The organism is Actinomycetota bacterium, assembly GCA_018333515.1.
Classification (GTDB): Bacteria; Actinomycetota; Aquicultoria; order Aquicultorales; family Aquicultoraceae; genus Aquicultor.
The window spans coordinates 16,360-39,400 of record JAGXSZ010000019.1 but is presented as its reverse complement, the minus strand read 5'-3'; the positions used below and the strand labels follow the sequence as shown (position 1 = coordinate 39,400).

Genomic DNA, 23,041 nt, shown 5'->3' with positions numbered 1-23,041 from the left:
CAAAAAAAGGACCGCCCGTTGAGCGGCCCCGGTGATAGTGTTTAGTGTTGCCGGCTACGCCTGTTTTCCCGGTTGCCGTATCCGTTTCGAGGGTGTCTCCGGCCTGAGCGCCAGTTCGAGTACCGCGTCCATGTGATCGACGAAGTGAAACTTGAGTTCTTCTTTGACCTCTTTGGCTACGAGTTCGAGGTCCTTCTCGTTCTCCTCGGGCAGGATTATCTCCTTGATGCCGGCCCGATGCGCGGCCAGAACTTTTTCTTTGACGCCGCCGATTGGGAGTACGCGGCCCCTCAAAGTTATCTCGCCGGTCATCGCCAGCTCGCGTTTGACCGGGCGCTTGGTCAGCGTCGAGGCCAAAGCCGTCGCCATTGTGATGCCGGCCGATGGACCATCCTTGGGGATAGCGCCGCCGGGCACGTGGATGTGCGTGTCGAACTCGCTGTAAAAATGTTTGTCGATTTTGAGAACCTCGGCGCGGGAGCGCACATAGCTCACGGCCGCTTGCGCCGACTCGCGCATGACCTCGCCGAGGTGGCCTGTGAGAATCAGCTTGCCCTTGCCGCTCAAGGTCGTCGCCTCGACGGAGAGGACGTCGCCGCCCGCTTCGGTCCAGGCAAGCCCCGTCGCGACACCGATCTCGTCGGCTTCTTCGGCCAGCCCGTAGCGGAACCGGCTCGGCCCCAGGTAATCGTGGAGGTTCTCTTGCGTTATCTTCAAGCGCTTTTTCTCGCCTTCGACGACTTTTCGCGCCACTTGGCGGCAAATACCCGCTATTTTGCGCTCTATGTCTCGCACGCCGGCTTCCCGTGTATATTCACGGATGATTTTCCGGAGCGCCGCTTCTTCTATCAAGATGTTCTTGTCATTTAAGCCATGTGTCTCTACCTGCTTGGGGATGAGATACTCGGTCGCTATGTGTACCTTGTCTTCCTCAGTGTAGCCCGAGTATGGTATTACCTCCATGCGGTCTCTGAGCGCCGGCTGTATGGTCTCCAGCATATTCGCCGTCGTTATAAAGACGACGTCGGAGAGGTCGAAGGGGACCTCTAGGTAGTGGTCGCTGAAGGCGAAGTTCTGCTCGGGGTCGAGCACCTCCAGGAGCGCCGCGGTAGGGTCGCCCCTGAAATCGGCCCCGACTTTATCGATCTCGTCGAGCATGAATACCGGGTTTTTGGTCCCCGCCTGATGTATGGCTTGGATGATGCGACCGGGCAACGCCCCGACGTAGGTGCGTCGGTGTCCCCTTATCTCGGCCTCGTCATGGACGCCGCCGAGCGAAATCCGCACGAACTTTCTCCCGAGAGAGCGCGCGATAGATTTACCTATGGAGGTCTTGCCGGTTCCCGGCGGGCCGACAAAGCACAGGATTGGCCCGCGCATCTTCTCGGTCAATTTATGGACCGCAAGGTACTCGAGTACGCGCTTCTTGACCTGCTCCAGACCGTAGTGGTCTTCATCGAGTATCTTAGACGCCTCTTTAAGGTCGAGTTTTTGCTTCGATTTTTTCTGCCAGGGCAAACCGATGAGCCAATCGAGGTAGGTACGAATGACCGATGACTCCGCGGCCGCTTGAGGCATCTTCGCCAGCCTATCGAGTTCTTTGAGCGCCTTCTCGTTGACCGGCTTCGGCATCTTGGCCGATTTTATCTTGGCGCGCAGCTCATCTATCTCCGCGGCCTGTTCGTCCGCTATGCCGAGTTCCTGGTGGATGGCTTTTAGCTGCTCGCGCAGGAAATATTCTTTTTGGGTCTTCGTCAGCTGCTCTTTGACGCGCGACTGTATCTTGCTGCCTATCTCGAGTATCTCAAGCTCGCGGCTTAAGAAAGTCGAGACCCTCTCCAGGCGCTCGCGGGCGTTGACGGCTTCGATTATCCGCTGTTTTTCATCTATCTTAAGGCTCAAATGGAACGCGATAAAATCGGCGAGGCGGCTCGGCTCATCGATATTAGCGGTAGCCAGCAAGACCTCTTGCGGTATCGGCTTGCCCAGGCTCGCCGCCCGTTCGAACTGCGAGACGAGATTTCGCATGAGCGCCTCGACCTCGATATCTTTTTCTTCTTCTTCGTCCAAGACCTTTATCCTGACCCTGAAGTAAGGCTCGGTCTGTGTGAACTCGACGATCTCTATACGGCTGAGTCCTTCTACAAGCGCTTTAGCCGTGCCGTCGGGTATTTTCAGCTCCTGCATAATCGTGGCTGCCGTTCCGAGACGGTATAGGTCTTCTATCTCCGGCTCCTGGACATCGGCTATCTTCTGCGTGACCAGCGCAACGATGTGCTCTTCCTTCATCGCCGCTTCCAGCGCGTTTATCGACCGTTCTCTTCCTACGAAGAGGGGTACGACTAGGTTTGGAAAGATTATCATATCCCTCAGCGGGATTAGGGGTAATTCTTCTGGTATGACTATTTCTTCTTTGCCTATTTCAAGCATGCGACTCTCCTTCTTCAACATATTTTAGTCAACGCGCGGTACGGTCCTACTCACATTTATCCCCGGGTAACCGCATGGCTAATCCAAGACGGCGTAAATCTCGTTTCGACTTAACAGAGTATCGGATAACGTATAACGCTCCTTAATCGGGTGCGGGAACTTTCTCACAACGCTAAGGAGCCCGGCTGCCGCTGACGATAATAACTTTACCAGTTTTTTCGGATTTGCGGCAACAAGGGCGAGAGGTGTGGCGATGAACGACGGTTTCGGGAGGCTCGCAAAGGTCATCATATCCTTAGCGATAATAGGAGTGCTAATAAACGATGCAACCGTTGTGGCGACCAACTACTGGCTCGCGGACAAATTCGCCCGCTCGGTCGCCGAGGAAACCGCCGGCGCATATCGAAACTCCGGGGGCAAGCAAGAGGTCGCCCTCATGGCCGCTTACAAGATGTGCGAGCGGACGCGGAGCAAGCTTACCGGCTTTGCCGTCGAAAACGGTTTCGCGGTAGTGGAGGTCGAGACTAACCCTAAGAAAACCCTGTTCGCGCACCGTATCGGTTACTTCGACGCCTACTTGTCTGGTAAAGCGATCGCTCGGAGTGCCACCAACTAAGCCATCGTCGGCAGCTCCTCTTTTTCTTCGTGACCAGCAGTTTTTCTGCTAACAACAACTATCGGTTAGGCTCAATAAAGTTTATAATGTTATTACTATGTCAAAAATAAAGAAGAAACGGCCAATTTACGTACTAGACACCAACGTATTACTCTACAATCCAAGGGCGATATACGCGTTCCCGGACGCGGATGTCGTAATACCGGATATCGTCTTGAGCGAGCTGGACAAAGTAAAGACTTCGCGGGCCGACCGTGAGTTGCGCTACCGCAGCCGCCAAATCTCGCGGATTCTCTTCGACTTGTCCGAAAAAGGAAAGCTTACTGACGGGATATCCTTCGGCAAAAATTCTATAGTGAGGGTAATGAGCTTTGACCCCGGCAAGGGGACGCCGGAGACCTTCAGTGCGAAGAACTCGGATGATAGGATTCTGACCATCGTCTACCAAGTAAAACAAGATACCAATGGACGACCGGTGACTATTGTGACCAACGATTTGAATATGCTCTTGAAAGCGCAGGCGCTCGGAGTCAACGTTGAGCACCCGGGAGAGGAGTTTGCCTACGGCGGCGTCAAACGGGCCTTCTTTAAGGTAAAGGCCCAAAAGAAAGCGCTTACGGCAATCGCGGCGGTCGCGGCGGTCGCAATCGCTCTGGCATTCTTCCCGCAAATCACGGACTATTTGGGGCTTGAGCAAGGGGCGGGCATCCCGGAAGGGCCGCCACAGCTGGTCCAGGGCTTCCAGGATTACCAGAATAGCGTCAAGGCGCTGGAAACACAGCGAGATACGTACCTCGCGATAATCGAGAACAACCCAAAGGATATCCAAGCCCTTATCGGCCTTGGAAACACCTATTTCAACATGGGCCACTTGACTCAGGACAAGAAGAACTTTCAGACGGCAATCGAATATTTTAAAAAGGTGCTCGACATCGACACTGATCAAAACTCTACGCGAACGGACATGGCTGTCGCCTATTCATACCTGGGCACGACCGACTTGGCCATTCGCGAACTCAATACGGTGATAAGCAGGGACGACAATTTCTATCAGGCCTACTTCAACTTAGGGGTGATTCTCCTGCGAGAAGAGAGCGACCTGCTCAACGCCCGTTCGAACTTTATTAAGGTCAAGGAAAAAGCACCTAAAGACAGTATTTTCTACGTTCAAGCGGACGAATATTTGAAACAGGTCGAAGCCCGGTTGAATTCACAATCGAAAGGTGGGTAACGCGTTTGAATAACGAATATGATGTGCTGATAATCGGTGGCGGGCCCGCCGGCCTGGCCGCCGGCCTTTACGCGGGGCGCTCGATGCTCAAGACCAAACTTTTCGAAAAAGAACTTATCGGGGGGCAGGCCTCGATTACGGATATTATCGAAAACTACCCCGGTTTTCCCGAGGGCATCACCGGGTTCGAGCTTGCCGAAAAGATGCGCGAGCAAGCGCAAAAATTCGATGTCGAGCTGGATATGAGCGAGGTCACCTCGGCGGATTTGAGTGGTCCGCTAAAGAAAGTAACGACTCCCGACGGTGAGTATGCCGCTAAAGCGATTATTATCGCTAGCGGCGTGCGCCCGACCAAGCTCGATGTACCGGGCGCGGCGACGCTTACCGGGCGCGGCATCTCGTACTGCGCCACTTGCGACGGCCCGTTCTTTAGGGACAAGCGGGTCATGGTCATCGGCGGCGGCAACTCGGCCGTTGAAGAAGCTATCTACCTGACGAAATTCGCGAGCAAAGTCACGATTATACACCGGCGCGACCGACTTCGCGCCGAGAAAATAGTCCAAGACCGCGCGTTCAAGAACGAAAAGATCGACTTTCTGCTCGATTCGGTGCTCTCTGGGGTGTCCGGCGAGAACTCGGTCTCAGCGGTCACGGTAAAAAACGTCAAGACCGGTGAGGAAAGAGAGGTCGGCGTCGAAGGCATCTTCGTCTTCGTCGGGAACATCCCCAACACCGAACTCTTCGCGGGCGCGCTCAGTATGGACGAGGCCGGCTATATTATCACCGATGATACGTTGACCGCTTCCATCCCGGGCGTCTTCGCCGCGGGCGACGTCAGAAAGAATAACTTAAAGCAGGTAGTGTGGGCTGCCGCCGAGGGGGCGCTCGCCGCGGTATCCGCCGAAAAATTCATAGAGACTTAAGGATAGAGAGGAACGCTCAATGGGAGAGAATGTGGTCGAAGTAAGCGAGCAGACGTGGGATGCGGAGATTATCGGTTCGGACAAGCCGGTTCTGGTCGATTTCTGGGCGCAGTGGTGCGCACCGTGCAGAATCGTCGCCCCGGTCATCGAGGAACTCGCCGGTGAATTCTTAGAGAAAGTAAAGTTCGCCAAGTTAAACGTCGATGATAACCCGCGCATAGCCGGCGAGTTTCAGGTGTTGAGCATCCCCACCTTCATCCTATTCGAAAAAGGCGAAGCTAAGCGGCGGTTCATGGGCGCGATGCCCAAAGAGAGATTTGTCGATGAACTCTCGGAGTGGCTTGGATAACCGATGAAAATACTCGTAGTAGACGGGGCCGGCGGCAGCATAGGCCAGCAAATCGTCGCCAGGCTCAGGGAGCAACTCCCCGATAAGATAGAGATAATAGTGCTCGGGACGAACGCGATTGCGGCGAGCAATATGATGAAGGCGGGGGCGAACCGCGGGGCGAGCGGCGAAAACGCCTTTCGAATAACCGCGCCCGAGGCCGCCGTTATAATCGGCCCGATATCGGTAATCATGCCCAATTCGTTTATGGGTGAGCTTACCGCCGCGATGGCGGAGAGCTTATCGCTGTCGAAAGCCAAGAAAATCCTGCTGCCGATGAGCCAGCCGCATATCGACATCGTGGGGGCGAGCAACCTGCCGCTCCCCCACCTCATGGACGAGATGCTCAGGATGGTCAAGAGCACGCTCACCGGCAATAAGACCAGTAGAGTTGTGGAGGTTAAAGGGAATGTGTGAGACAAACGTATATATCGAGAAGGACGGCGAGCAAGAGATATTCATGAAAGATGTCGTTTCGATAACGCCATCGGGCGATAAACTTCTCCTCATCGACCTTTTCGGAGAACAAAAGCAAGTCAAGGCCGATTTCAAAGAGCTGAAGCTCCTCGACCATATGGTTATTTTAACGCCGAGCGAATAGCGTAGGTACAGACTACAGGCGGGCGCTGCATGCAAATAATCGGCAATTATTGCGTGCGCTCTCTAGGCAGCGCGCTCGAAACCTGATATGCTTTTGACAATCTAATAACTAATAACCAGACCACGAAGGTCCAGCGGGGCGAACCCCGCGAGTTCGTGGTTTTTGTTTTTGGTCGACAAACTGGTCGACCAACGGCGACGCCTAATCCGGGGCGAACGCCTCAAGGCCGAGCCGGAGGTGTGGAAATGTGTCAAGCAGGACTCAATACGACCGACTTTAAGGTCGCGATTTACCAGCTACTAGAGCATTTCAAGCTCTTGAATACCAACGCCGAGCAATGGGCGAGGCTCGCCGACGCGGCGCACGAGCACGAGCTTTCGGGCAAGCTCAAAGACGCCGGGGCGAAAGCGGCGGAGGCCGGGGCGCTCCTCGAGGCGGCGATGGAGGATTTGCGCCACCACAACCACGGACACGTCCATATCACAGAAGTTTAGTTTCGCCCGATGAATCGGGCACCCGCAATCGGACACCGAAGTGTCTAAGAGTAAACAACCATTGGAATTATTAAAGGAGCCGTAAATGCATATCCCCGATGGATTCCTGGACACGAAGACATGGGTGACGACAGCGGCGGCGGCGGGCATCGCGATAACCTATGCGGTACGCCGTGCCAACCAAGAGTTGGAAGAGAAAGACCCGCCGCTCATGGGCGTCCTCGCGGCGTTCATCTTCGCGGCGCAGATGCTCAACTTCCCGGTCGCCGGCGGCACCTCGGGCCATTTCCTCGGGGCAGCACTCGCGGCGATTCTCATCGGCCCGTGGAGGGCGATGCTCGTGATGCTCTCGGTCGTCGGCGTCCAGGCATTTCTCTTCGGCGACGGCGGCATCAGCGCGCTCGGGGCCAACGTGTTCAACATGGCGATTATAGCCCCCTCCGTCGCGTATCTAATCTACGGCGTGATAAAACGTTTCAGCACTCCGGTGGCGGCATTTTCGGCCGGGCTGGTATCTACGGTAGTCACGGCGCTCGTTGTCGCGGTCGAACTCTATTTATCCGGCACGGCGCCGCTGGCGATAACCGCCTCGCTCATGACCGGCTGGCATATCGTCATCGGGGCGGCCGAGGGTCTTATCACTGCTACCACCATCGGCTACCTAGCCAGAGTCCGGCCCGACCTTATCCAAGGCAATGCCGCGCTCGACGTGCGAAGCATCGCCGTCTTTTCGTCGATATCGATCGCGCTCGCGGTATTTCTGTCGCCGCTCGCATCCTCACTCCCCGACGGTCTCGAGCGGGTCGCGCACGACCTCGGTTTCATCGATAGGGCGACCGGTCTTTTTAATTCGCTCATTCCCGACTACGCCGTTCCGGGGCTGCGAAACGAGTGGCTGGCGACCGGCCTGGCCGGCCTGGTGGGCGTCTGTATCGCGCTAGGCGTCGGCTTCGGGCTCGCCGGCATTGCCAGGCGCCGGCAGGTTGGTGGAGAGACCGGCTAGAACGGGCTCGCAACTAGGCTAGGCTAAAAAATAAAGACCTGACCCCTGGTTCTTGGGAGAGGAAACCGACCGATGGATTCGCAACACACGCACGATGACAATGAGATACACTTTCACGACCACGCGCACGGGGCGGTTACGCATCGCCATGCCCACTATCACCAGCACGCCCATGAGAAAGCCGCCGACAAAAAGCTTCAAGAGGCGCACCGGCATACGCACACCTACTCATTCGAACTATACGCATACGCCGACTCCCCCATCCACCGCTTAGACGCGCGGACCAAAACGATAGCGCTCGTCGCGCTTATCCTGGCGGTCGTGCTTACCCCGGCGGCGGAAGTTTGGCGCTTCGGCCTGTACTTCACCGCGATAACGCTGCTCTATATGATAGCCGGAGTGCCGATTACCTTTGGTGTAAAGCGCTCGCTCATCGTCCTCCCTTTCGTGCTCTTTGCGGGGGCGCTCCTGGTGTTTATGCCGGACAAGCCCCACCCCGAAACCTATAATCTGGGATTCGCGCGCTACTCGATAACGCACGGGGGTCTCTACACCCTCTTCAACGCGCTCATTAAATCGTGGCTTTCGGTGCTGACGACAATACTTCTCTACTCGACGACGCCGTTTCCTAAATTCGTCAAGGGGCTAGAGCTTATCCGGGTGCCGCAGGTCTTAACGATGCTCTTCTCGTTTCTCTACCGCTTCATGTGGGTGCTGACGAGCGAGGTCAAGACGATGATGCGCGCCAGGGACGCACGCGCTTTCGGGGGAGGACGCATCTGGCACCTCAAAATCATCGGGCAAATGGTTGGGAGTCTCTTTATCCGCTCCTACGAGCGCGCCGAGCGGGTCTACGCGGCGATGTCGGCGCGGGGTTACGACGGGACGATAAAGACCCTCGAAGTGCCGGCGTTTGCCGCCCGCGACGCGGTATTCACCGTGCTCTTTTTCGTGACGCTATCGATTATTTTATTCTGGAGGCTCTAGATTTTGGATACTGTTTTGCATACTGTTTTAGATACCGTTTTGCATACTGTAATTCAAGCAGTCGGCTTGACCTATAGATACCCGGACGGGACCGCCGCGCTCAAAGGCATCGACCTTGCGGTGCGCGAGGGGGAGCGCGTCGCGCTCCTTGGCCCGAACGGCGCCGGAAAATCGACCTTCCTGATGCACTTGAACGGGACGCTCAGGGGCGAGGGCGAGCTTCTGTTAGACGGCCTGGCGCCGACCAAGCAGAACCTTAAGAAGATTCGCGGCCTCGTCGGCCTCGTCTTTCAAGACCCTGACGACCAGCTTTTTTTGACGACCGTCTTCGACGACGTCGCGTTCGGCCCGATAAACCAGGGTTTGAATGAGGCTGAGGTCGCAGCGCACGTAAAAGACGCCCTCGAGGTAGTCGATATGCTCTGGGCTACCAGCCGCTCGGCGCATCACCTAAGCTTCGGCGAGAAGAAGCGGGTGGCGCTAGCGACCGTCCTCTCGATGAACCCGAAGATACTCGTGCTCGATGAGCCGACCAGCAACCTCGACCCGCGGGCCAGAAAACGCCTGGAGACGCTTATCCTCGAACTCGGCCACACCATGATAATCGCCACCCACAACCTCGATTTCGCCTGGCGTACATGCGACCGCTCGGTGATTCTCTCGGGCGGCAAAATAGTAGCCGACGCCCCGACGCGGGAGCTGCTGGTCGATAGAGAGCTGCTTGAAGCCCACGGCTTGGAGCTGCCGCTCAGCGCGGAGCTGGAGGGGTTGCGGGGTTAAGGCGCACGCGACGCTTGACAATTAACACAAGACCCCAAGTAAAACCAGGCAGAACACACGGATTGCGAGGGCAAGCCGGCGTTTGACAAGCCCGCCTGCTTTCTATATAGTTCTGTGGTGTTGGACAATCGTATATAGAATCTATCCAGGTGCCCCATCGTGGGAGAATAGGGAAGCCGGTGCGAATCCGGCGCGGGCCCGCCGCTGTAAACGGGAGCCATCCGCATTATGCCACTGGGCAACACGTAGATAAAACAGGAATCGATATTCCGTAGCTGACCAGCCTTTTAGTGCTGACCGTTAGGGCTGAAGAGTATCAGGGCTAAAGCCCTACGAGCGCTGAGCTACAATTATCTACCGGCCCGGGAAGGCGCGGAAAAGGCAATGACCGTAAGCCAGAAGACCTGCCTGGGTATGCCGCGAAAGACTTTCGAGCGCTGGGAGTGCGGCGTTTGAGGATATATCTGGTCGATTACCTCAAGCCATTTTTGGCTTGAGGTTTTTTTGTTTTTCTAAGCTTTCAGTAATCAGCCATCAGCTTCAATCCATAGAAACCAGGAGGTATAAATGAAGACACAGCTTGAGTTGGCAAGAGACGGTCACATCAGCGAGGAGATGCGCAAAGTAGCACACGTCGAGGGCATCGACGTGGAAATATTGAGGCAACGTATCGCCAAGGGCACCGTGATCATCGTCGGCGGCTTGCGACAGGACTCGCGGCCGGTAGGCATTGGATACGGCCTGAGCAGCAAGGTCAACGCAAGCATCGGCACCTCGACCGAGATAGCCGACCTCGACCTCGAGCTTCGAAAGGCCGCGGTCGCGCTCGAGAGCGGCGCGGACACGCTCATGGAGCTGAGCGTCGGTGGCGACCTCGACGCGATACGGCGCGCAATCATCGAGGCGACACCGCTGCCGGTCGGCACGGTCCCGCTCTACCAGGCCTTCTGTGAGGCGACCGAGCGCTATGGCGACCCCAACAAACTCACCGAGGAACTCCTTTTTGACGTGCTCGAGCGCCAGTGCGCCGACGGTGTGGCCTTTATGGCCGTCCATTGCGGCATCAACCTCTACACGATAGAGCGCCTCAAGCGGCAGGGGTACCGTCACGGGGGCCTCGTCTCAAAAGGCGGCGCGACGATGGTCGGCTGGATGCTCGCCAACGAGAAAGACAACCCATTCTACGAGAGATTCGATAAGGTCGTCGAGATACTGAAGAAATACGATACGGTCTTAAGCCTCGGCAACGGCCTGCGCGCCGGCGCGATCGCCGACTCACTCGACCGCGCGCAAATTCAGGAGCTGCTCATCAACTGCGAGCTGGCGGAGGCCGCCCGCGAGATGGACTGTCAGGTGATGGTCGAGGGCCCCGGCCACGTTCCGCTCGACGAAGTAGAAGCGAGCATCATCCTCGAGAAGAAGATGTCGGGAGGCGCGCCCTACTACATGCTCGGGCCGCTCGTCACCGATGTCGGCGCGGGCTACGACCACATAACGGCGGCGATCGGCATCGCCATGTCGAGCCGCTACGGGGCCGACCTTCTCTGCTACATCACCCCCGCCGAGCACCTGGGGCTTCCCAACGAGGAGGACGTGCGCATCGGGGTCAAGGCCGCCAAAGTTGCGGCCCACGCCGGTGATATCGTGAAGCTGCGCGGCAGGGTGGCCGAGCGCGACCTCGATATGTCGCGCGCCCGTCGCGACCTCGACTGGGAGAGACAATTCTCGCACGCGCTCTTCGGCCAGGACGCACGGGCGATGCGCGACGACCGCAGCCCGGGGGCCGAGCACAATTGTACGATGTGCGGCAAATTCTGCGCGCTGGCCAACGCGAACCGGCATTTTATGTAATAAGTTAAGGAGCACCTGGCTGAGGGCTATGCTACCCTCAGCCAGGTGCTCCTTAGACCTTCACTTAAATCACACTAGTAAATCGCGCTAGTAAATACCGTATTCTTACTCTAACTCGGTGCCGGGAGCCAACTTGAATCCGAGCGACATGTTCTTCCTGGACTCGTTGAGCAGGTGGGCCACTTCGCCCCTGGTTACAAAGCTCTGACCTCTGATTTCGAGGTTATACTTGAGGCCAGCAGCGTCAGTATACTGACCATCCGCCTTTAATACTTTGTAGCCCTTGATCAATTTCTGATCGACGGCTACAGCGACGAGGGCTCTCAGGTCCGGAGATACGGTCTTGTAGTCCGCAAAGATCAAGTCGATAGCGACCGGGTCCGCAACCCTCTTGTCGAGACCGGTAGCCATAACTAAGGCCACAGCTACGTCTTCTCTGGTAGCCGCGGTGCCTGGACGGAATGAACCATCAGGAAGCATCGCGAGGTAAGGGAGGGCTTTCTGGACGTCTTTAAATGCCCAGTGCTTCTCGGAGAGATCCCTGAGTTCCACGCTATCCTCGGGAGAGGGCAACTGAAGACCGCGCGTCATAGCCGTTGCGAACTCCGCACGGGTAACCGCCTTGTTTGGACGGAACATTTTATCCGGATAACCCTTGAGAGACCCTACGGCCATCATGTCGAAAATATCGGCGGCGGCCCAGTGGTACCCGGCTGCGCCTACTGTTGTGGTTGTTACATCTGTAGGCATGCTAAACCTTGGCAAGAAGGCGTCCCTTGAAGGCGTCACTGTGAAATCATCCGGCATTTCTAATCCCGTATTGGCGCTAGCTATCGACATTCCCATCAACGAAGTCGCCAGCATGCTTACCGCAAGCAAAGTAGCGGCTTTTTTCTTTAACTTACTCCTAAACGTACGCATGAAATTTTCATCCTTTCATCATATCTTGGCTTGGTTTTAAAGATCTAAATCCGACCTAACTGCACCCAAATCCGACCTTTTATTACCGCACATTCCCACCCCCTTTTTTTGTTGTCGGGTTGTTTTATATTTCAAACCCCTGTTAGAGTCGGTGCCCATTCGTCAAGCCCCTTGTCTAAAAAAAATACTAGCGGATAGGCGGTAAGGAGTGGTTAAAGTATTGTAAATAGATTGTTACAATTTATGGGATATAATTAAGAATTGAATCGCTGTACTGTAGATATGTTGTTAAATAATTGAAAAATAAATGTTACATACTCTAGTACTCCATCACACGTTTTATGAGTCGTCATTCTGAGTGAAACGAAGAATCTCTAAAGCTTGAGATTGTTCGGTCGTTTTCAACTCCCTCAGAATGACGGATACTAGTCGATGTATGTGTGATGGAATACTAGATGAGAAAGGCCCTGACGATCACTGCCGCCATGACGCCTACCCGAAACGACCGCAAAGGTAATTCTCCGTCTCCCGGCAACGCGGACGGATCGACATCTCGGCCGTAGGACCTTCTTCGATCAAGCGACCGTTCAAGAAAAATGCCATGCGGTGGGAGATGCGACGCGCTTGGCCCAGGTTGTGGGTGACGATAATTATCGTGTACTCTTCACACAGCTGTAAGAGAAGCTCCTCGATCCGGGCTGTTGAGACCGGGTCAAGTGAAGAACACGGTTCGTCCAACATTATGACCTCCGGTTTTACCGCCAGAGCACGCGCGATACAGAGGCGTTGTTGTTGGCCGCCGGAGAGAGAAAGCCCGGATGCGTTTAAATTATCTTTCACTTCGTTCCACAGACTCGCCTGGCGCAGGCTTTCTTCTACGATTTCTCCGAGTTCCGCTTTCTTAATTCGCCGATTACTCTCACGCACTCCAAAGGCGATATTGTCGAAGATTGACATCGGGAACGGATTTGGGTGCTGAAACACCATCCCCACCTTGCGCCTTAAAGTAGCGAGATCGACATCCCGGGCGTAAATATCATAGCCGTCGAGGGTTATATCTCCCTCTATCCTAAATGATTTTATGATATCGTTCATCCGGTTCATGCAGCGCAGATAAGTGCTCTTGCCGCAACCCGAAGGTCCGATGAACGCTATGATTTCATTTTCAATCACGGGAAGGTCTACGCTGAAAATAACCTGTTTCGGCCCATACCAGGCATTAAGATTTCTCGTCTCTATTTTGACGGTATTTGTTTTGGCCGCCATTTTAGCTCGCTCGCCATTCTCCTCGCTCAAAGGCGCGGGGCCGTACGATTGGTTTCTCAAAAATTGCATATCTTTGTTCTCCATTTTAGACTCCGATTCAATAATTGTTGGTCACCCCGGCCATACCTGTGTTGTCTTTTCCTGTCATACCTGTGTTATCTTTTTTGTTTTGCCCAAATAATCAACGATCAGATTGAGCGCTAGAATTATAACCATAAGGACGAACACCGCTCCAAAAGCCTTATTTGGAGAGTTTCCTTCTCCGGCGGGAGACGAATAAAAGATATAGGAGGTCAGGGTGCTCCCGGAATGCTGGATGACGGCAAGCCAGTTCCATGGCAACCACCATTGCTCGGCGCCCGTCATCGTCATGCTGCCGCCCACGCAAAGCCAGATAATGGCGGTATCGCCGGCTATAAGACCTATGCCCAGAATTATTCCCGTAATTATTCCAGGCCTGGCCGCCGGCAAAACGGCCCTCTTAATCGTTCTCCAGCGCGTAGTTCCGAGAGCGTAAGCCGCGTCTCGATAGCTCGACGGGACGGATTTTATAGATTCCTCCATGGCTTTTATGACAAACGATATAATATGGAGTATCATTACTATCCCCCCGACAAGAAATGAATTCCCAAATGACAGCTCGGCCCCTTCAACTTTACTGCTGAAGATCGCCAATTGCGGGAGGCTGAATACCGCCAATCCGAATATCGCCAATACCGCGCTCGGAACTCCGGCAAGCACATCGATGCCGAGAGACATCAATCGGGTTGGTAATTTATCTCTACCCGCATACTCCGTAAGGTATATGGCGGTACCAAGGGCTATTGGGGTTGTGATCACCGAGGTGATCAATATTATGATGATTGTTCCGGCGATTGGTGTAAGTATCCCCCCGCTCAATTCTTCTTTAAGGCTTGGCAGCGGATCGGTCAATAGAAACTCTAAATTTATCGCTTTGGCGCCGACGATTAGCGGGTATATAACCAATCCGGCGCAAACAACCACGATAATCGCCGTACTTAGCCAGCACAAAAACGGCCCCGGCGAAGTCCGGTTTCGCTTTTTCTTCAACGCTATATCGATCATTCGACCATCCCCATCACTCTCTTTTGGAACCTGTTAAAGGTAATTCTCGCTGTTAAACTTAGCAAAACACTTACTAGTAGAAGTAACGAGCCAATTGCGAATAGCGCCGTTTCGACCGTTTCCGCCCCCATAGTCTCTTTATTGTCTACGATAGCCGAAGCCATGGTGCGAATCGGTTCAAGAAAAAAGACCGCCCCGTGTGAGGGATCGGGCATAAAAGCCATGGCGCCGGCGACCATCGATAAGGCAATAGCTTCCCCAACCGCCCGGCCCGATGCGAGAACTATCCCCGCGACTATACCGGGCGTTGCGACCGGAATAACCACTTTCACTATAGTTCTCCAACCGTTTACACCTAAAGCGAGGCTTGCCTCCTTGTAGGTTTTCGGTACGGCCCTTAAAGCATCGACGGCAACCGTTATAAAAAAAGGAAGGATCATGAATGTCAAGACCAAGATTCCGGCGAGCAAACTCTGTCCGTCAAGGGGAACTATTTTAATGTATTTCAATGCTAACTCATCGCTAATGAACCAATCCATAATCAGCGGAACGACTATCATTAAGCCGATTAACCCAAAGACGACCGAGGGAATTCCCGCGAGAAGTCGTATTATCGCCTCTACCGGTGAGCGAATAGCATCCGGTGCCAGTTCGGCTAGAAAAATAGAGCACCCGATTCCTAAAATAAAAGTAAGTATAAGCGCCCCGCCCGTGGCTATGAACGTACCGACGATAACCGGCAGAGCGCCAAATCGCCACATAGGCTCGACACTGGCCCATGCTTTGCTTATATCTTGATCCCATCCACCGGCGGTGACAAAGCGTACACCATTATGCACAAAGATGGGAATCGCTTCCTTGATAACGAAAAAGATTACTACTAAAACCAGGCTGCCTGAGATAATCGCGGCCAAGAGGAGCAATTTTTCCACAATTTTGTCCCAGAGACGATACCGCCGGGATGCGCTTTCTATCCTGAGGGGGCTATAAACTTGTTTAAGGACGATATTCTCTTGCTCTACGCTACTAGCCGTTTTTGAATCAAAAGCTTTCATGCGCCTCATTTACCTTTGCTGAAATTGACTTCTTGTATCCGCCAACGGAGCGGTTTTGGCCTACCCGTAATGGCCGGACAACCTACCTTAAGACACCCTGAAAAGTGCCGGCTTATTATCTAGTCTCATCTCTGGCGACAAACCGGCACTTTTCAATATTGAGCGTTATCGCTTTAATGGGTGCTTCTCCGGCCAAACTCTGCTCACCTTAAATGCCTCAACCGGAGAGAGGCCGCGAAACTTTCCCTTAACCGTTACGGCAAGTTACGGCATAAAATCCTTTTTTGCTATTTTCTTGCCCGCCGCGCTTATGCTGAAATCGATGAACGCCTTCGATAGCCCCGTAGGCGCTCCCTTGGTAACAAAGAAGAGCGGCCTAATTACAGGGTAGTTTTTCGCGGCGAAGTTTTTCTTTGTGGGCGCCTTGCCGTCAATAGCTAATCCCTTTACGCTCGGGTTCAGGTAGCTGGCACCGATATAGCCGATTGCGTTTTTATTCTTAGTTACCGCTTGACGCACCAAACCATTGTGGGCAAATTCCTTTACTGTTGGCGCCGGCTTTTCCGTGCCGAGAAAGTGCTCGTTGAAGTATGCGAACGTACCCGACGCCGTATCGCGTCCCTGCGCCATAATAGGCGCATTGGCGCCGCCAAGCTCTTTCCAGTTTGTGATCTTTCCAAGGTAGATATCTCTAACCTGAGCTTGAGTTAGTCCCTTGATCTTGTTTGATTTATGAACAACAACCACGAGCGCCTCATTTGCGATCTTTGTCGCTACCAAGCCGTCTTTTACTTCTGCCGGCTTCAACTCACGGGATGACCCGGCCATGGGTACTTTTCCGGCCTGTACTTCCTTAATGCCCGCGCTTGAACCGGGAGCGGTGACATTGACCTTGACTCCCTTGTTCTTTTTCACGAAACCGGCCTTCAATTGTTCGGTCAACGGCTGAACTGTTGTAGACCCGCTGATATTAAGTGTTCCTGTGAGCTTGGAAGCGAAGGCCGGTGTCGCGGATAGCATAAGCGTAACGGCGACTATCGACGCAACAAGCTTTTTCTTGCTTAACAACTTATTTGCAAACATTTCAAAAACCCCTTTCCATACTTTTTCCCATACTTTTCCACAGTTATACTGTGGTGTAATCCGACTGCTTTAACTTATCAATCGCTTAAAGTCCGTACGGCTTAAATAGCCTGATGTAACTCGAAACCCGATCAAACAATTTATCGCTCTTCTATTATCGCTCTTCTATTTCTTCTAGTTTTCGACCATCGCACTTACTTGACCGGGTCAACTAATTCTTGCTAATCAACTAACTCTTAACTCTTGCTAACACACTTGCTAACACACTTACCAACCAACACGAACTAACACAATTTCTTGCCGCCCTATCACCTCCATGTCGGCTAATATTTGGCCGTCCAACTCGTAACGGATTTACCAGCGCGCTACAGTGAAATGCTAACATCGAGCCTTATGGAATTGGTTAAAATGAGGTTTAAACATTGTAAAAAGATTGTTAAACACGGCGCGGCGTCACGAGCGTAATTATGGGCTCGGGGATTACTAAAACATTACCAGAAATTGTAACAATTTCTTTACAATAGTTTAACCATTGTTCGTCGTCCATCCGTTAAAATTTTCCTGAAAACAGTGCCGCGGATATTATCGGTTACGGGTATTTCCGGTATTTATATCGAATCGGCAAAGAAAAATTACGGAGTAGCTGAAAGAGACAGAGCAAGGAGGGGCAAGGTGCTGGTGCTAAAGGTTATGCCGTCTCGGGAGAGTATTAGACCTATTGAACTATTTGTGCAATTTGCGACATTCGCGGCGATATTGTTGTCGACTTTGTTTTGGCTGCCAGGTACGGCTTTCGCAACCCCAAGCCTTAACTTGAGCCCGCTCGGCGGTGCTTCAGGCACGGGGATTACCGTTACGGGCAGCGGCTTCGTCGCGGGTCAGGCCGGCTCGGTCTGGTTTGACGCCAACGGCGACGGCATTAAAGATCCCGCCGAGTCCCAAAGTAGTGTGACTACCGATGGTTTTGGCAATTTTAGCACCGCTCTGACCGTGCCCGGCGTAGCCCCGGGGTATTATCCTATCCGGGTCGATATTCCCGGCGGGGGCATTATCGAGGGCGAAGCTTTGTTTATAGTTAGAAATCCAAGCTTAACCTTAGGGACGACCAGCGGGCCGCCCGGCAGAGCGGTTATCGTTACCGGTAGGTACTTTGCCCCCGGTAGGGCGGGCTGGGTCTGGTTTGATACCAACAACAATTATATTAAAGACCCCGGCGAGCCGGCTATGCAAGTAACATCCAACAGCTACGGCGGATTCTACGCCTCGATTACCGTCCCCAACGTAGCGGCGGGAGCTTACCCTGTAAGGGCCGACCTTCCCGAAGGCGCCTATGTCGAGGGTGAGGCGATCTTTACCGCCATTCCTTCCATAAATCTAAACCCGACCAGCGGTTCACCGGGCACATTTATTACTGTTACCGGTAGCGGGTTTGAGGCGAATAAGCCCGGCTGGGTCTGGTTTGACGCCAATAAGAACGGCGTCAGGGACACCGGTGAGCCTACCGCGGCGGTAACAAGTGACGCTTTCGGTAGAATAATAGTCGCCCTGCCTTCACCTACCGGTGGCTTACCACCGGGGTCTTACCCCGTCCGGGTCGACCTTCCCGCGGGTAACGCCGTTACGCCTACTCAAAACTTCATGGTAAAGGGCTCAATCTTGGCTTTGAGTGCTAGAAAGGGAATACCTGGCGGAACGATCAATGCTGTCGGCAGCCGCTTTCCGTCAAATACATCCGGCTGGGTCTGGTTTGACGCCAATAAGAACGGCGTCAGGGACACCGACGAGTTCTATAAAAAGGTGACCACTAATGCTCATGGTGGTTTTGTAACTTCCCTAACCATACCTAAGGTGGCAGCGGGAACCTATCCCGTCCTTGCCGATATCCCAGGGGGCGGATTTGGCGCGATTTCGGCGAGCATAGTGATTCTGGCGGAGCCAACCCTCTCTTTGAGCGTGAACAGCGGAGCGCCGGGCACGATACTCATCGTTAACGGACGGGACTTTAAGGTCTGGTCGTCCGGGAGAATTTGGTTTGATATCAACGGCAACGGCAAAAAAGATGCTAACGAACCCTCCAGAAGCGTAAAAACCGATAGCTTCGGCAAGTTCAGGGCCACCCTGACCGTGCCCGACCGGGTCCGGCGCGGTGCGTACGCGGTATATGCCGATATACCCGCCTGGGGTAGGCCCGAGGCGGTGGCGGATTTCTTTGTAACCACCAACAGGCCTTCCGACGATTTGACGGGTGATAATCCGGATGTTAGTATGGCCACGCCGCCGGATGGCGCGGTTAACGTACATCGCTACCCGTCAATACGGGTTACTTTCGACACCCGCATTATAAAAGGCCCGGATTTCTCGAGTATTACTTTATCGGATGAGGACGGCAATGTCGTAAGAGCCGGCGTAAGGCTTTGGGGCAAAATGCTTAGAATCAGGCCAACCGGGATATTGAAGAGAGAGACGACCTACGTGCTTACCATTCCGGCTGAAGCCGTCTCGGATACCAAGGGGAAAGGTCTTGACGAGGATTTCATCCTAACGTTTACCACAAAGAGATAGTCGCTACCGTCGTATGATTGCTTAATCAGGAGCCATTCACCGCCGCCCAAGCCCTCCCCTAAAAAGAGGAGGGCTTCTCGCTACCGTGTGCTCGATGAACCCGAAGATATTACTCCTCGATGAGCCGACCGGCAACCTCGACGGCGTCTGTTTAAGGCGCCACACCGGCGTCGGCGTCGATCACTAATCGGCTAGCGCGCCGCTATTCTCCAAGCGCCATAAGTTTGCCGTCGCCTAGCCCTACGAAGAGCATGTCGTCTCGCGCCGCCAGCGAGCCGTTGGCGCCCATCGCGCGCCGCCATTTCTTGGCGCCGCTCTTTATGTCGAGCGCGTAGAGGTTACCGTCATTCGAGCAAACATAGACCGTCTGGCGCGTAATCAGCGCCTTGGTGTATATGGGACCGCCGGTCTCAAACCGCCAGATGAGCCGGCCGGTCGCCGCGTCGAGCGCGTAGAGATTGCGGTCACCGGAGCCTATATAGACCACCCCATCGTATGCCGCCGGCGTGGCATAGATGGCCAAGCCGGTCTCGTATTCCCATTTCTTCGAGCCTCTCGCGGCGTCGAGCGCGTAGAGCTTACCGTCGTTTGAGCCGAAATAGAGGGTCTCGCGGTAGACGAGCGGGTCGCAATAGATGTGGTCGCCCGTCTTGAAGGACCACTTCTTCCGCCGGGTCGAGGTATCGAGTGCGTACATATGACCGTCGTTTGAGCCGACAAACACGGTCTTTTTATAAGCCGCCGGTGATGAGAATATCGGGCCGCCGGTCTTATGGAGCCATGTTAGCTTGCCGCTCTCGGCGTCGAGCGCGTAGAGCTTGCCATCCGCCGAGCCGCAGTATAAGACCCCGTCGGAGACTGCGGGTGAGGTGAACAACCTGCCGCCGGTCTTGAAGGACCACTTCCGCGCCCCGTTTGCCGCGTTGAGCGCGTATACGGACTCGTCCTTCGACCCTACGAATATCGTATCCTTCGACCGAACCGGGGATGCGCTCATCGGCTGTCCGGTCTTAAACTCCCACTTCGCGCGACCGCTCCCCGCGTCGAGCGCGTAGAGTTTGCCGTCGTTTGAACCGACATATATCGTATCTCCGGCCAAGAGCGGGGATACCTCTATTACGTCGCCGATTTGAAGTTGCCATTTTACACTAAGCGGCGGTTCGAGATGGCTTACGCTCAACACTCCCGTATCGCCTGCGAAAGATTTCTTTGTCGCGGCGTCACTCCGGCGGCCGAGCGCGTAGACCATGCCATCGGAGGTGCCCAGATAAAGGAGACCCTCACTCACGACGGGCGCGGCATAAATCGGCGAGTACGTGTTACAGGCCCACCTCTGCTCGCCTGTCGCAACGTCAAGGACGACGATACGCTCTTCGCTCGTTGCGATATAGACGCTAGAACCCGATATGACCGGCGAAACCGTTATGGCATCGCCGGTGTCGAAGCCCCAGAGTTCGGTGCCGTCGTGTGGGTTTAGCGCGAAAACCTTCCCGTTGTTAGCGCCGACGATTAGGACACCCTCGGATAGCGCCGGTTTTGCATATACGGCGCCGCCGGCTGAAAACTCCCACCTCTTCTTCCCGCTTGCCGTTTCGACGCAGTAGAACGTGCCGTTCCACGAACCGGCATAGAGAACGTCATCGTATGCGAGGGGCGAGGCGCTTACCGGACCATCCGTCTTAAACCGCCATTTCACCGTGCCGACGAGCATATCGAGCGCAAAGATAGCGCCGTCCTCCGAGCCGACGTAGACTTGGCCGACGCCAACGGTCGGAGTCCCTACGACCCGCCCGCTTACCTCGGCATCCCAAACCCGCTTCCCGTCTTCGGGCTTGATCGCGATGACCCTGCTGTCACCATCGCGGCCGGTCGCGTCCCAGGCCGACACAAAGAGCCTACGCTGCGCCGATACCGGTGAGGAGAGGTTCGTATCAGCCCCAGCAGAAAACCGCCAAAGTTGCCGGCCCCCTGCCGAATCGAGCGCGTAGAGGTAGCCGTCGCTTGAGCTGACATAGGCACTGCGTCCCGCCACGACCGGTGCCCGGACGATGCGCTTGCCGGTCTTGAATGTCCACTTTTTCTCGCCGCTTTGCGCGTCGAGCGCGTAAAGCATATCGTCTTCCGAACCGACATATACGAGTCCATCGGCGACGGCTACCGACGAGACCACGGCACCCCCCGCCTGGTACTCCCAGGCCTTGAGGAGCGGCGGTCCCGGCTCGGCTGAGAAATTAACGGCGCCCGACGTATCCGCGACACCAACGGGTGCCTGAGTATTTCTCAGAAGCGAGATGGTCGTGAGGATAGCGACGAGCGCGATTAGAATGAGCGCAACAACGATTAGCGCGATAGAGGTACGGCTCAACGCGCGAGACGAGGCGGTCTCTGTCTGGGAAGCGCTTTCACGCCGAGGCATGAATATCTTCGGTATCCCGCCGGCGCGGCGCTCCCGTTCTGGGCCTGTCGGCATATGGCTTCTCCTGTTCTATAAATATCACTATCGGCGAAAAAGCCTGCTTTTCTTGCGACTGTATAGTGCCCGAGTGCCCGAGTAAGGCCTGAATTATTTACCCGAAATGACTGTTATAATAACATCCGCATCTCAACTATACTACCTTGCGCTCGTATTATCCAGATGAAACCGGCGCCTGTATGTGCGCTGCTCGGGCCTGGTCCGAGTGATTGAGCGACCGCAAGAACGGGTAAATATGCGGGGATTTTTTGGACTTCAAGCGCGGTAGACATTACAATAGGGTACAAATAAGAAGCGTTTGATATGTTTACGCTTTGATAGCGGGTGGCGCATGAGTGAGAGTGGCTATAATATCGCCATAATCGGGGCGGGAAAAGTCGGGGCGGCCGTTGGCTACCTCCTGCGGAGGAAGGGACACCGCATTGCCGTCGCGGTCACGGCGAGCGAGGCGTCGCTCGAGAAGGCCGCCTTGTACCTGCCGGGAGCGCGCCTTGTGCGGGACACCGGCGAAGCGCCGGCCGATTCATACATAACTGCGGATCTTGATGTCATCCTTATCACGACAAAGGATGGTCAAATCGAGAGCGCCTGCAAAAAACTCGCGGCGGGCGGCGGGCTCACCCCGTCACAGACCGTAATACACATGAGCGGCGCGGCCGGCCTCGACCTGCTATCCTCCGCCAAAGAGGCCGGCGCCGGTGTGGCGAGCCTTCACCCGATACAATCGTTTGCGGGCATCGAGCTTGCCGTGGAGCGCCTGCCGGGCTCCTACTTCGGTCTGACGGCGGAGGGGACGGCCCGCGAGGTCGCCCTGCGAATAGCCGCCGACCTCGACGGCAAAGTCGTGGAGGTCGCCGATGGACACAAGACGCTCTACCACGCCGCGGCCTGCGTGGCCTCGAACTACCTGGTGACGCTGGTATATACCGCGCAAAAACTCTACGCGGCCGCCGGTTTCGAGGAGCGCGCCGCGGTAGAAGCGATGATGCCGCTGATAAAAGGGACGCTCGCAAACATCGAGAGCGTCGGAGCCGCGCCTGCGCTTACCGGGCCGATTGCCCGCGGGGACGCCGAGACTGTCGAGCGGCACCTCAAAAAACTCGTCGTCATGGACGAAGAGATAATCGAGACCTACCGCATGCTGGGGCTAAGAACAGTCGATATGGCTGTGACAAACGGGGGCTTGAGACCGGAAGTCGCGGCCAAACTCTATGCGGCGCTCAAAGCGGAGCATGGGTAGCGGGCGTGTTTGCGGTTGCCTGTTTATAGCGCAAAGCGCGGCGGGGAGAGG

Annotated in this window: 20 protein-coding genes and 1 riboswitch; of the genes, 13 read left to right on the top strand and 7 right to left on the bottom strand. The window is 54.9% G+C overall.

Annotation, left to right across the window (positions count from 1 at the left end; genetic code table 11):
* Positions 1-54 precede the first annotated feature (54 nt).
* Complete coding sequence (gene lon, locus KGZ93_04505) at positions 55-2,430, bottom strand: endopeptidase La (GenBank protein ID MBS3908870.1); 2,376 nt, start codon at positions 2,428-2,430, stop codon at positions 55-57.
* A 253-nt stretch (positions 2,431-2,683) separates the two neighbouring features.
* Here lon and KGZ93_04500 point away from each other — a divergent pair, with 253 nt between their 5' ends.
* The 11 genes from KGZ93_04500 to thiC all read left to right on the top strand — a co-directional run bounded on the left by KGZ93_04500 (position 2,684) and on the right by thiC (position 11,304).
* Complete coding sequence (locus KGZ93_04500) at positions 2,684-3,046, top strand: hypothetical protein (protein MBS3908869.1); 363 nt, start codon at positions 2,684-2,686, stop codon at positions 3,044-3,046.
* A gap of 97 nt (positions 3,047-3,143) precedes the next feature.
* Positions 3,144-4,277, top strand: a complete 1,134-nt coding sequence (locus KGZ93_04495) for a hypothetical protein (protein ID MBS3908868.1) — start codon at positions 3,144-3,146, stop codon at positions 4,275-4,277.
* 5 nt (positions 4,278-4,282) lie between these two features.
* On the top strand, positions 4,283-5,200 hold the full coding sequence (trxB, locus tag KGZ93_04490; protein ID MBS3908867.1) for a thioredoxin-disulfide reductase: 918 nt from the start codon (positions 4,283-4,285) through the stop codon (positions 5,198-5,200).
* A 19-nt stretch (positions 5,201-5,219) separates the two neighbouring features.
* Entirely contained in the window at positions 5,220-5,549 is a 330-nt protein-coding gene (trxA, locus tag KGZ93_04485; GenBank protein MBS3908866.1) for a thioredoxin, read from the top strand.
* Between the two features lie 3 nt (positions 5,550-5,552).
* A complete protein-coding gene (locus KGZ93_04480; protein ID MBS3908865.1) occupies positions 5,553-6,005 on the top strand; it encodes a DUF3842 family protein in 453 nt (150 codons plus the stop codon).
* Positions 5,998-6,189: a CooT family nickel-binding protein gene (locus tag KGZ93_04475; protein ID MBS3908864.1), complete on the top strand. Its 192-nt coding sequence runs from the start codon at positions 5,998-6,000 to the stop codon at positions 6,187-6,189. Before KGZ93_04480 ends, KGZ93_04475 begins: the two co-directional genes overlap by 8 nt.
* A 245-nt stretch (positions 6,190-6,434) precedes the next feature.
* Positions 6,435-6,683, top strand: coding sequence for a hypothetical protein (locus KGZ93_04470; GenBank protein ID MBS3908863.1), 249 nt, complete (start codon positions 6,435-6,437; stop codon positions 6,681-6,683).
* An 85-nt stretch (positions 6,684-6,768) separates the two neighbouring features.
* The gene (locus KGZ93_04465; protein ID MBS3908862.1) at positions 6,769-7,686 is read left to right on the top strand and encodes an energy-coupling factor ABC transporter permease; all 918 of its coding nucleotides are present in this window, start codon (positions 6,769-6,771) and stop codon (positions 7,684-7,686) included.
* Between the two features lie 72 nt (positions 7,687-7,758).
* A complete protein-coding gene (gene cbiQ / locus KGZ93_04460) occupies positions 7,759-8,673 on the top strand; it encodes a cobalt ECF transporter T component CbiQ (protein ID MBS3908861.1) in 915 nt (304 codons plus the stop codon).
* 39 nt (positions 8,674-8,712) lie between these two features.
* A complete protein-coding gene (locus tag KGZ93_04455; protein ID MBS3908860.1) occupies positions 8,713-9,453 on the top strand; it encodes an ABC transporter ATP-binding protein in 741 nt (246 codons plus the stop codon).
* Positions 9,454-9,583: 130 nt separating this feature from the next.
* Positions 9,584-9,880: riboswitch (cobalamin riboswitch) on the top strand.
* A 140-nt stretch (positions 9,881-10,020) separates the two neighbouring features.
* Complete coding sequence (gene thiC / locus KGZ93_04450; GenBank protein ID MBS3908859.1) at positions 10,021-11,304, top strand: phosphomethylpyrimidine synthase ThiC; 1,284 nt, start codon at positions 10,021-10,023, stop codon at positions 11,302-11,304.
* A gap of 105 nt (positions 11,305-11,409) precedes the next feature.
* Here the strand turns inward: thiC and KGZ93_04445 are convergent, their stop codons facing one another.
* The 5 genes from KGZ93_04445 to KGZ93_04425 form a co-directional block, all read right to left on the bottom strand.
* Positions 11,410-12,225, bottom strand: coding sequence for an S-layer homology domain-containing protein (locus KGZ93_04445; protein MBS3908858.1), 816 nt, complete (start codon positions 12,223-12,225; stop codon positions 11,410-11,412).
* A 492-nt stretch (positions 12,226-12,717) separates the two neighbouring features.
* Positions 12,718-13,491, bottom strand: coding sequence for a phosphate ABC transporter ATP-binding protein (gene pstB, locus KGZ93_04440; protein MBS3908857.1), 774 nt, complete (start codon positions 13,489-13,491; stop codon positions 12,718-12,720).
* A gap of 144 nt (positions 13,492-13,635) precedes the next feature.
* Entirely contained in the window at positions 13,636-14,577 is a 942-nt protein-coding gene (gene pstA, locus KGZ93_04435; GenBank protein ID MBS3908856.1) for a phosphate ABC transporter permease PstA, read from the bottom strand.
* On the bottom strand, positions 14,574-15,509 hold the full coding sequence (gene pstC / locus KGZ93_04430) for a phosphate ABC transporter permease subunit PstC (protein ID MBS3908855.1): 936 nt from the start codon (positions 15,507-15,509) through the stop codon (positions 14,574-14,576). The genes pstA and pstC overlap by 4 nt, the downstream gene beginning before the upstream one ends.
* Positions 15,510-15,896: 387 nt before the next feature.
* Positions 15,897-16,715: a phosphate ABC transporter substrate-binding protein gene (locus tag KGZ93_04425; GenBank protein MBS3908854.1), complete on the bottom strand. Its 819-nt coding sequence runs from the start codon at positions 16,713-16,715 to the stop codon at positions 15,897-15,899.
* A gap of 672 nt (positions 16,716-17,387) precedes the next feature.
* Between KGZ93_04425 and KGZ93_04420 the strand changes: the two genes are divergently transcribed.
* The gene (locus KGZ93_04420; protein ID MBS3908853.1) at positions 17,388-19,277 is read left to right on the top strand and encodes an Ig-like domain-containing protein; all 1,890 of its coding nucleotides are present in this window, start codon (positions 17,388-17,390) and stop codon (positions 19,275-19,277) included.
* 202 nt (positions 19,278-19,479) lie between these two features.
* On the opposite strand, the gene KGZ93_04415 is transcribed toward KGZ93_04420, so the two are convergent.
* On the bottom strand, positions 19,480-21,747 hold the full coding sequence (locus KGZ93_04415) for a PQQ-binding-like beta-propeller repeat protein (protein MBS3908852.1): 2,268 nt from the start codon (positions 21,745-21,747) through the stop codon (positions 19,480-19,482).
* Positions 21,748-22,081: 334 nt separating this feature from the next.
* Here KGZ93_04415 and KGZ93_04410 point away from each other — a divergent pair, with 334 nt between their 5' ends.
* Entirely contained in the window at positions 22,082-22,990 is a 909-nt protein-coding gene (locus KGZ93_04410; protein MBS3908851.1) for a DUF2520 domain-containing protein, read from the top strand.
* The last annotated feature ends 51 nt before the right edge of the window (positions 22,991-23,041 follow it).

What these genes read in the sequence shown, in the direction of transcription:
- KGZ93_04445 (MBS3908858.1), bottom strand. Translation starts at nt 12,225, where the DNA reads ATGCGTACGTTTAGGAGTAAGTTAAAGAAAAAAGCCGCTACTTTGCTT.
- KGZ93_04475 (MBS3908864.1), top strand. Translation starts at nt 5,998, where the DNA reads ATGTGTGAGACAAACGTATATATCGAGAAGGACGGCGAGCAAGAGATA.
- pstA (MBS3908856.1), bottom strand. Translation starts at nt 14,577, where the DNA reads ATGATCGATATAGCGTTGAAGAAAAAGCGAAACCGGACTTCGCCGGGG.
- lon (MBS3908870.1), bottom strand. Translation starts at nt 2,430, where the DNA reads ATGCTTGAAATAGGCAAAGAAGAAATAGTCATACCAGAAGAATTACCC.
- KGZ93_04470 (MBS3908863.1), top strand. Translation starts at nt 6,435, where the DNA reads ATGTGTCAAGCAGGACTCAATACGACCGACTTTAAGGTCGCGATTTAC.
- KGZ93_04500 (MBS3908869.1), top strand. Translation starts at nt 2,684, where the DNA reads ATGAACGACGGTTTCGGGAGGCTCGCAAAGGTCATCATATCCTTAGCG.
- pstB (MBS3908857.1), bottom strand. Translation starts at nt 13,491, where the DNA reads ATGGCGGCCAAAACAAATACCGTCAAAATAGAGACGAGAAATCTTAAT.
- KGZ93_04465 (MBS3908862.1), top strand. Translation starts at nt 6,769, where the DNA reads ATGCATATCCCCGATGGATTCCTGGACACGAAGACATGGGTGACGACA.
- KGZ93_04410 (MBS3908851.1), top strand. Translation starts at nt 22,082, where the DNA reads ATGAGTGAGAGTGGCTATAATATCGCCATAATCGGGGCGGGAAAAGTC.
- KGZ93_04425 (MBS3908854.1), bottom strand. Translation starts at nt 16,715, where the DNA reads ATGTTTGCAAATAAGTTGTTAAGCAAGAAAAAGCTTGTTGCGTCGATA.
- thiC (MBS3908859.1), top strand. Translation starts at nt 10,021, where the DNA reads ATGAAGACACAGCTTGAGTTGGCAAGAGACGGTCACATCAGCGAGGAG.
- trxA (MBS3908866.1), top strand. Translation starts at nt 5,220, where the DNA reads ATGGGAGAGAATGTGGTCGAAGTAAGCGAGCAGACGTGGGATGCGGAG.
- cbiQ (MBS3908861.1), top strand. Translation starts at nt 7,759, where the DNA reads ATGGATTCGCAACACACGCACGATGACAATGAGATACACTTTCACGAC.
- KGZ93_04480 (MBS3908865.1), top strand. Translation starts at nt 5,553, where the DNA reads ATGAAAATACTCGTAGTAGACGGGGCCGGCGGCAGCATAGGCCAGCAA.
- KGZ93_04495 (MBS3908868.1), top strand. Translation starts at nt 3,144, where the DNA reads ATGTCAAAAATAAAGAAGAAACGGCCAATTTACGTACTAGACACCAAC.
- KGZ93_04415 (MBS3908852.1), bottom strand. Translation starts at nt 21,747, where the DNA reads ATGCCGACAGGCCCAGAACGGGAGCGCCGCGCCGGCGGGATACCGAAG.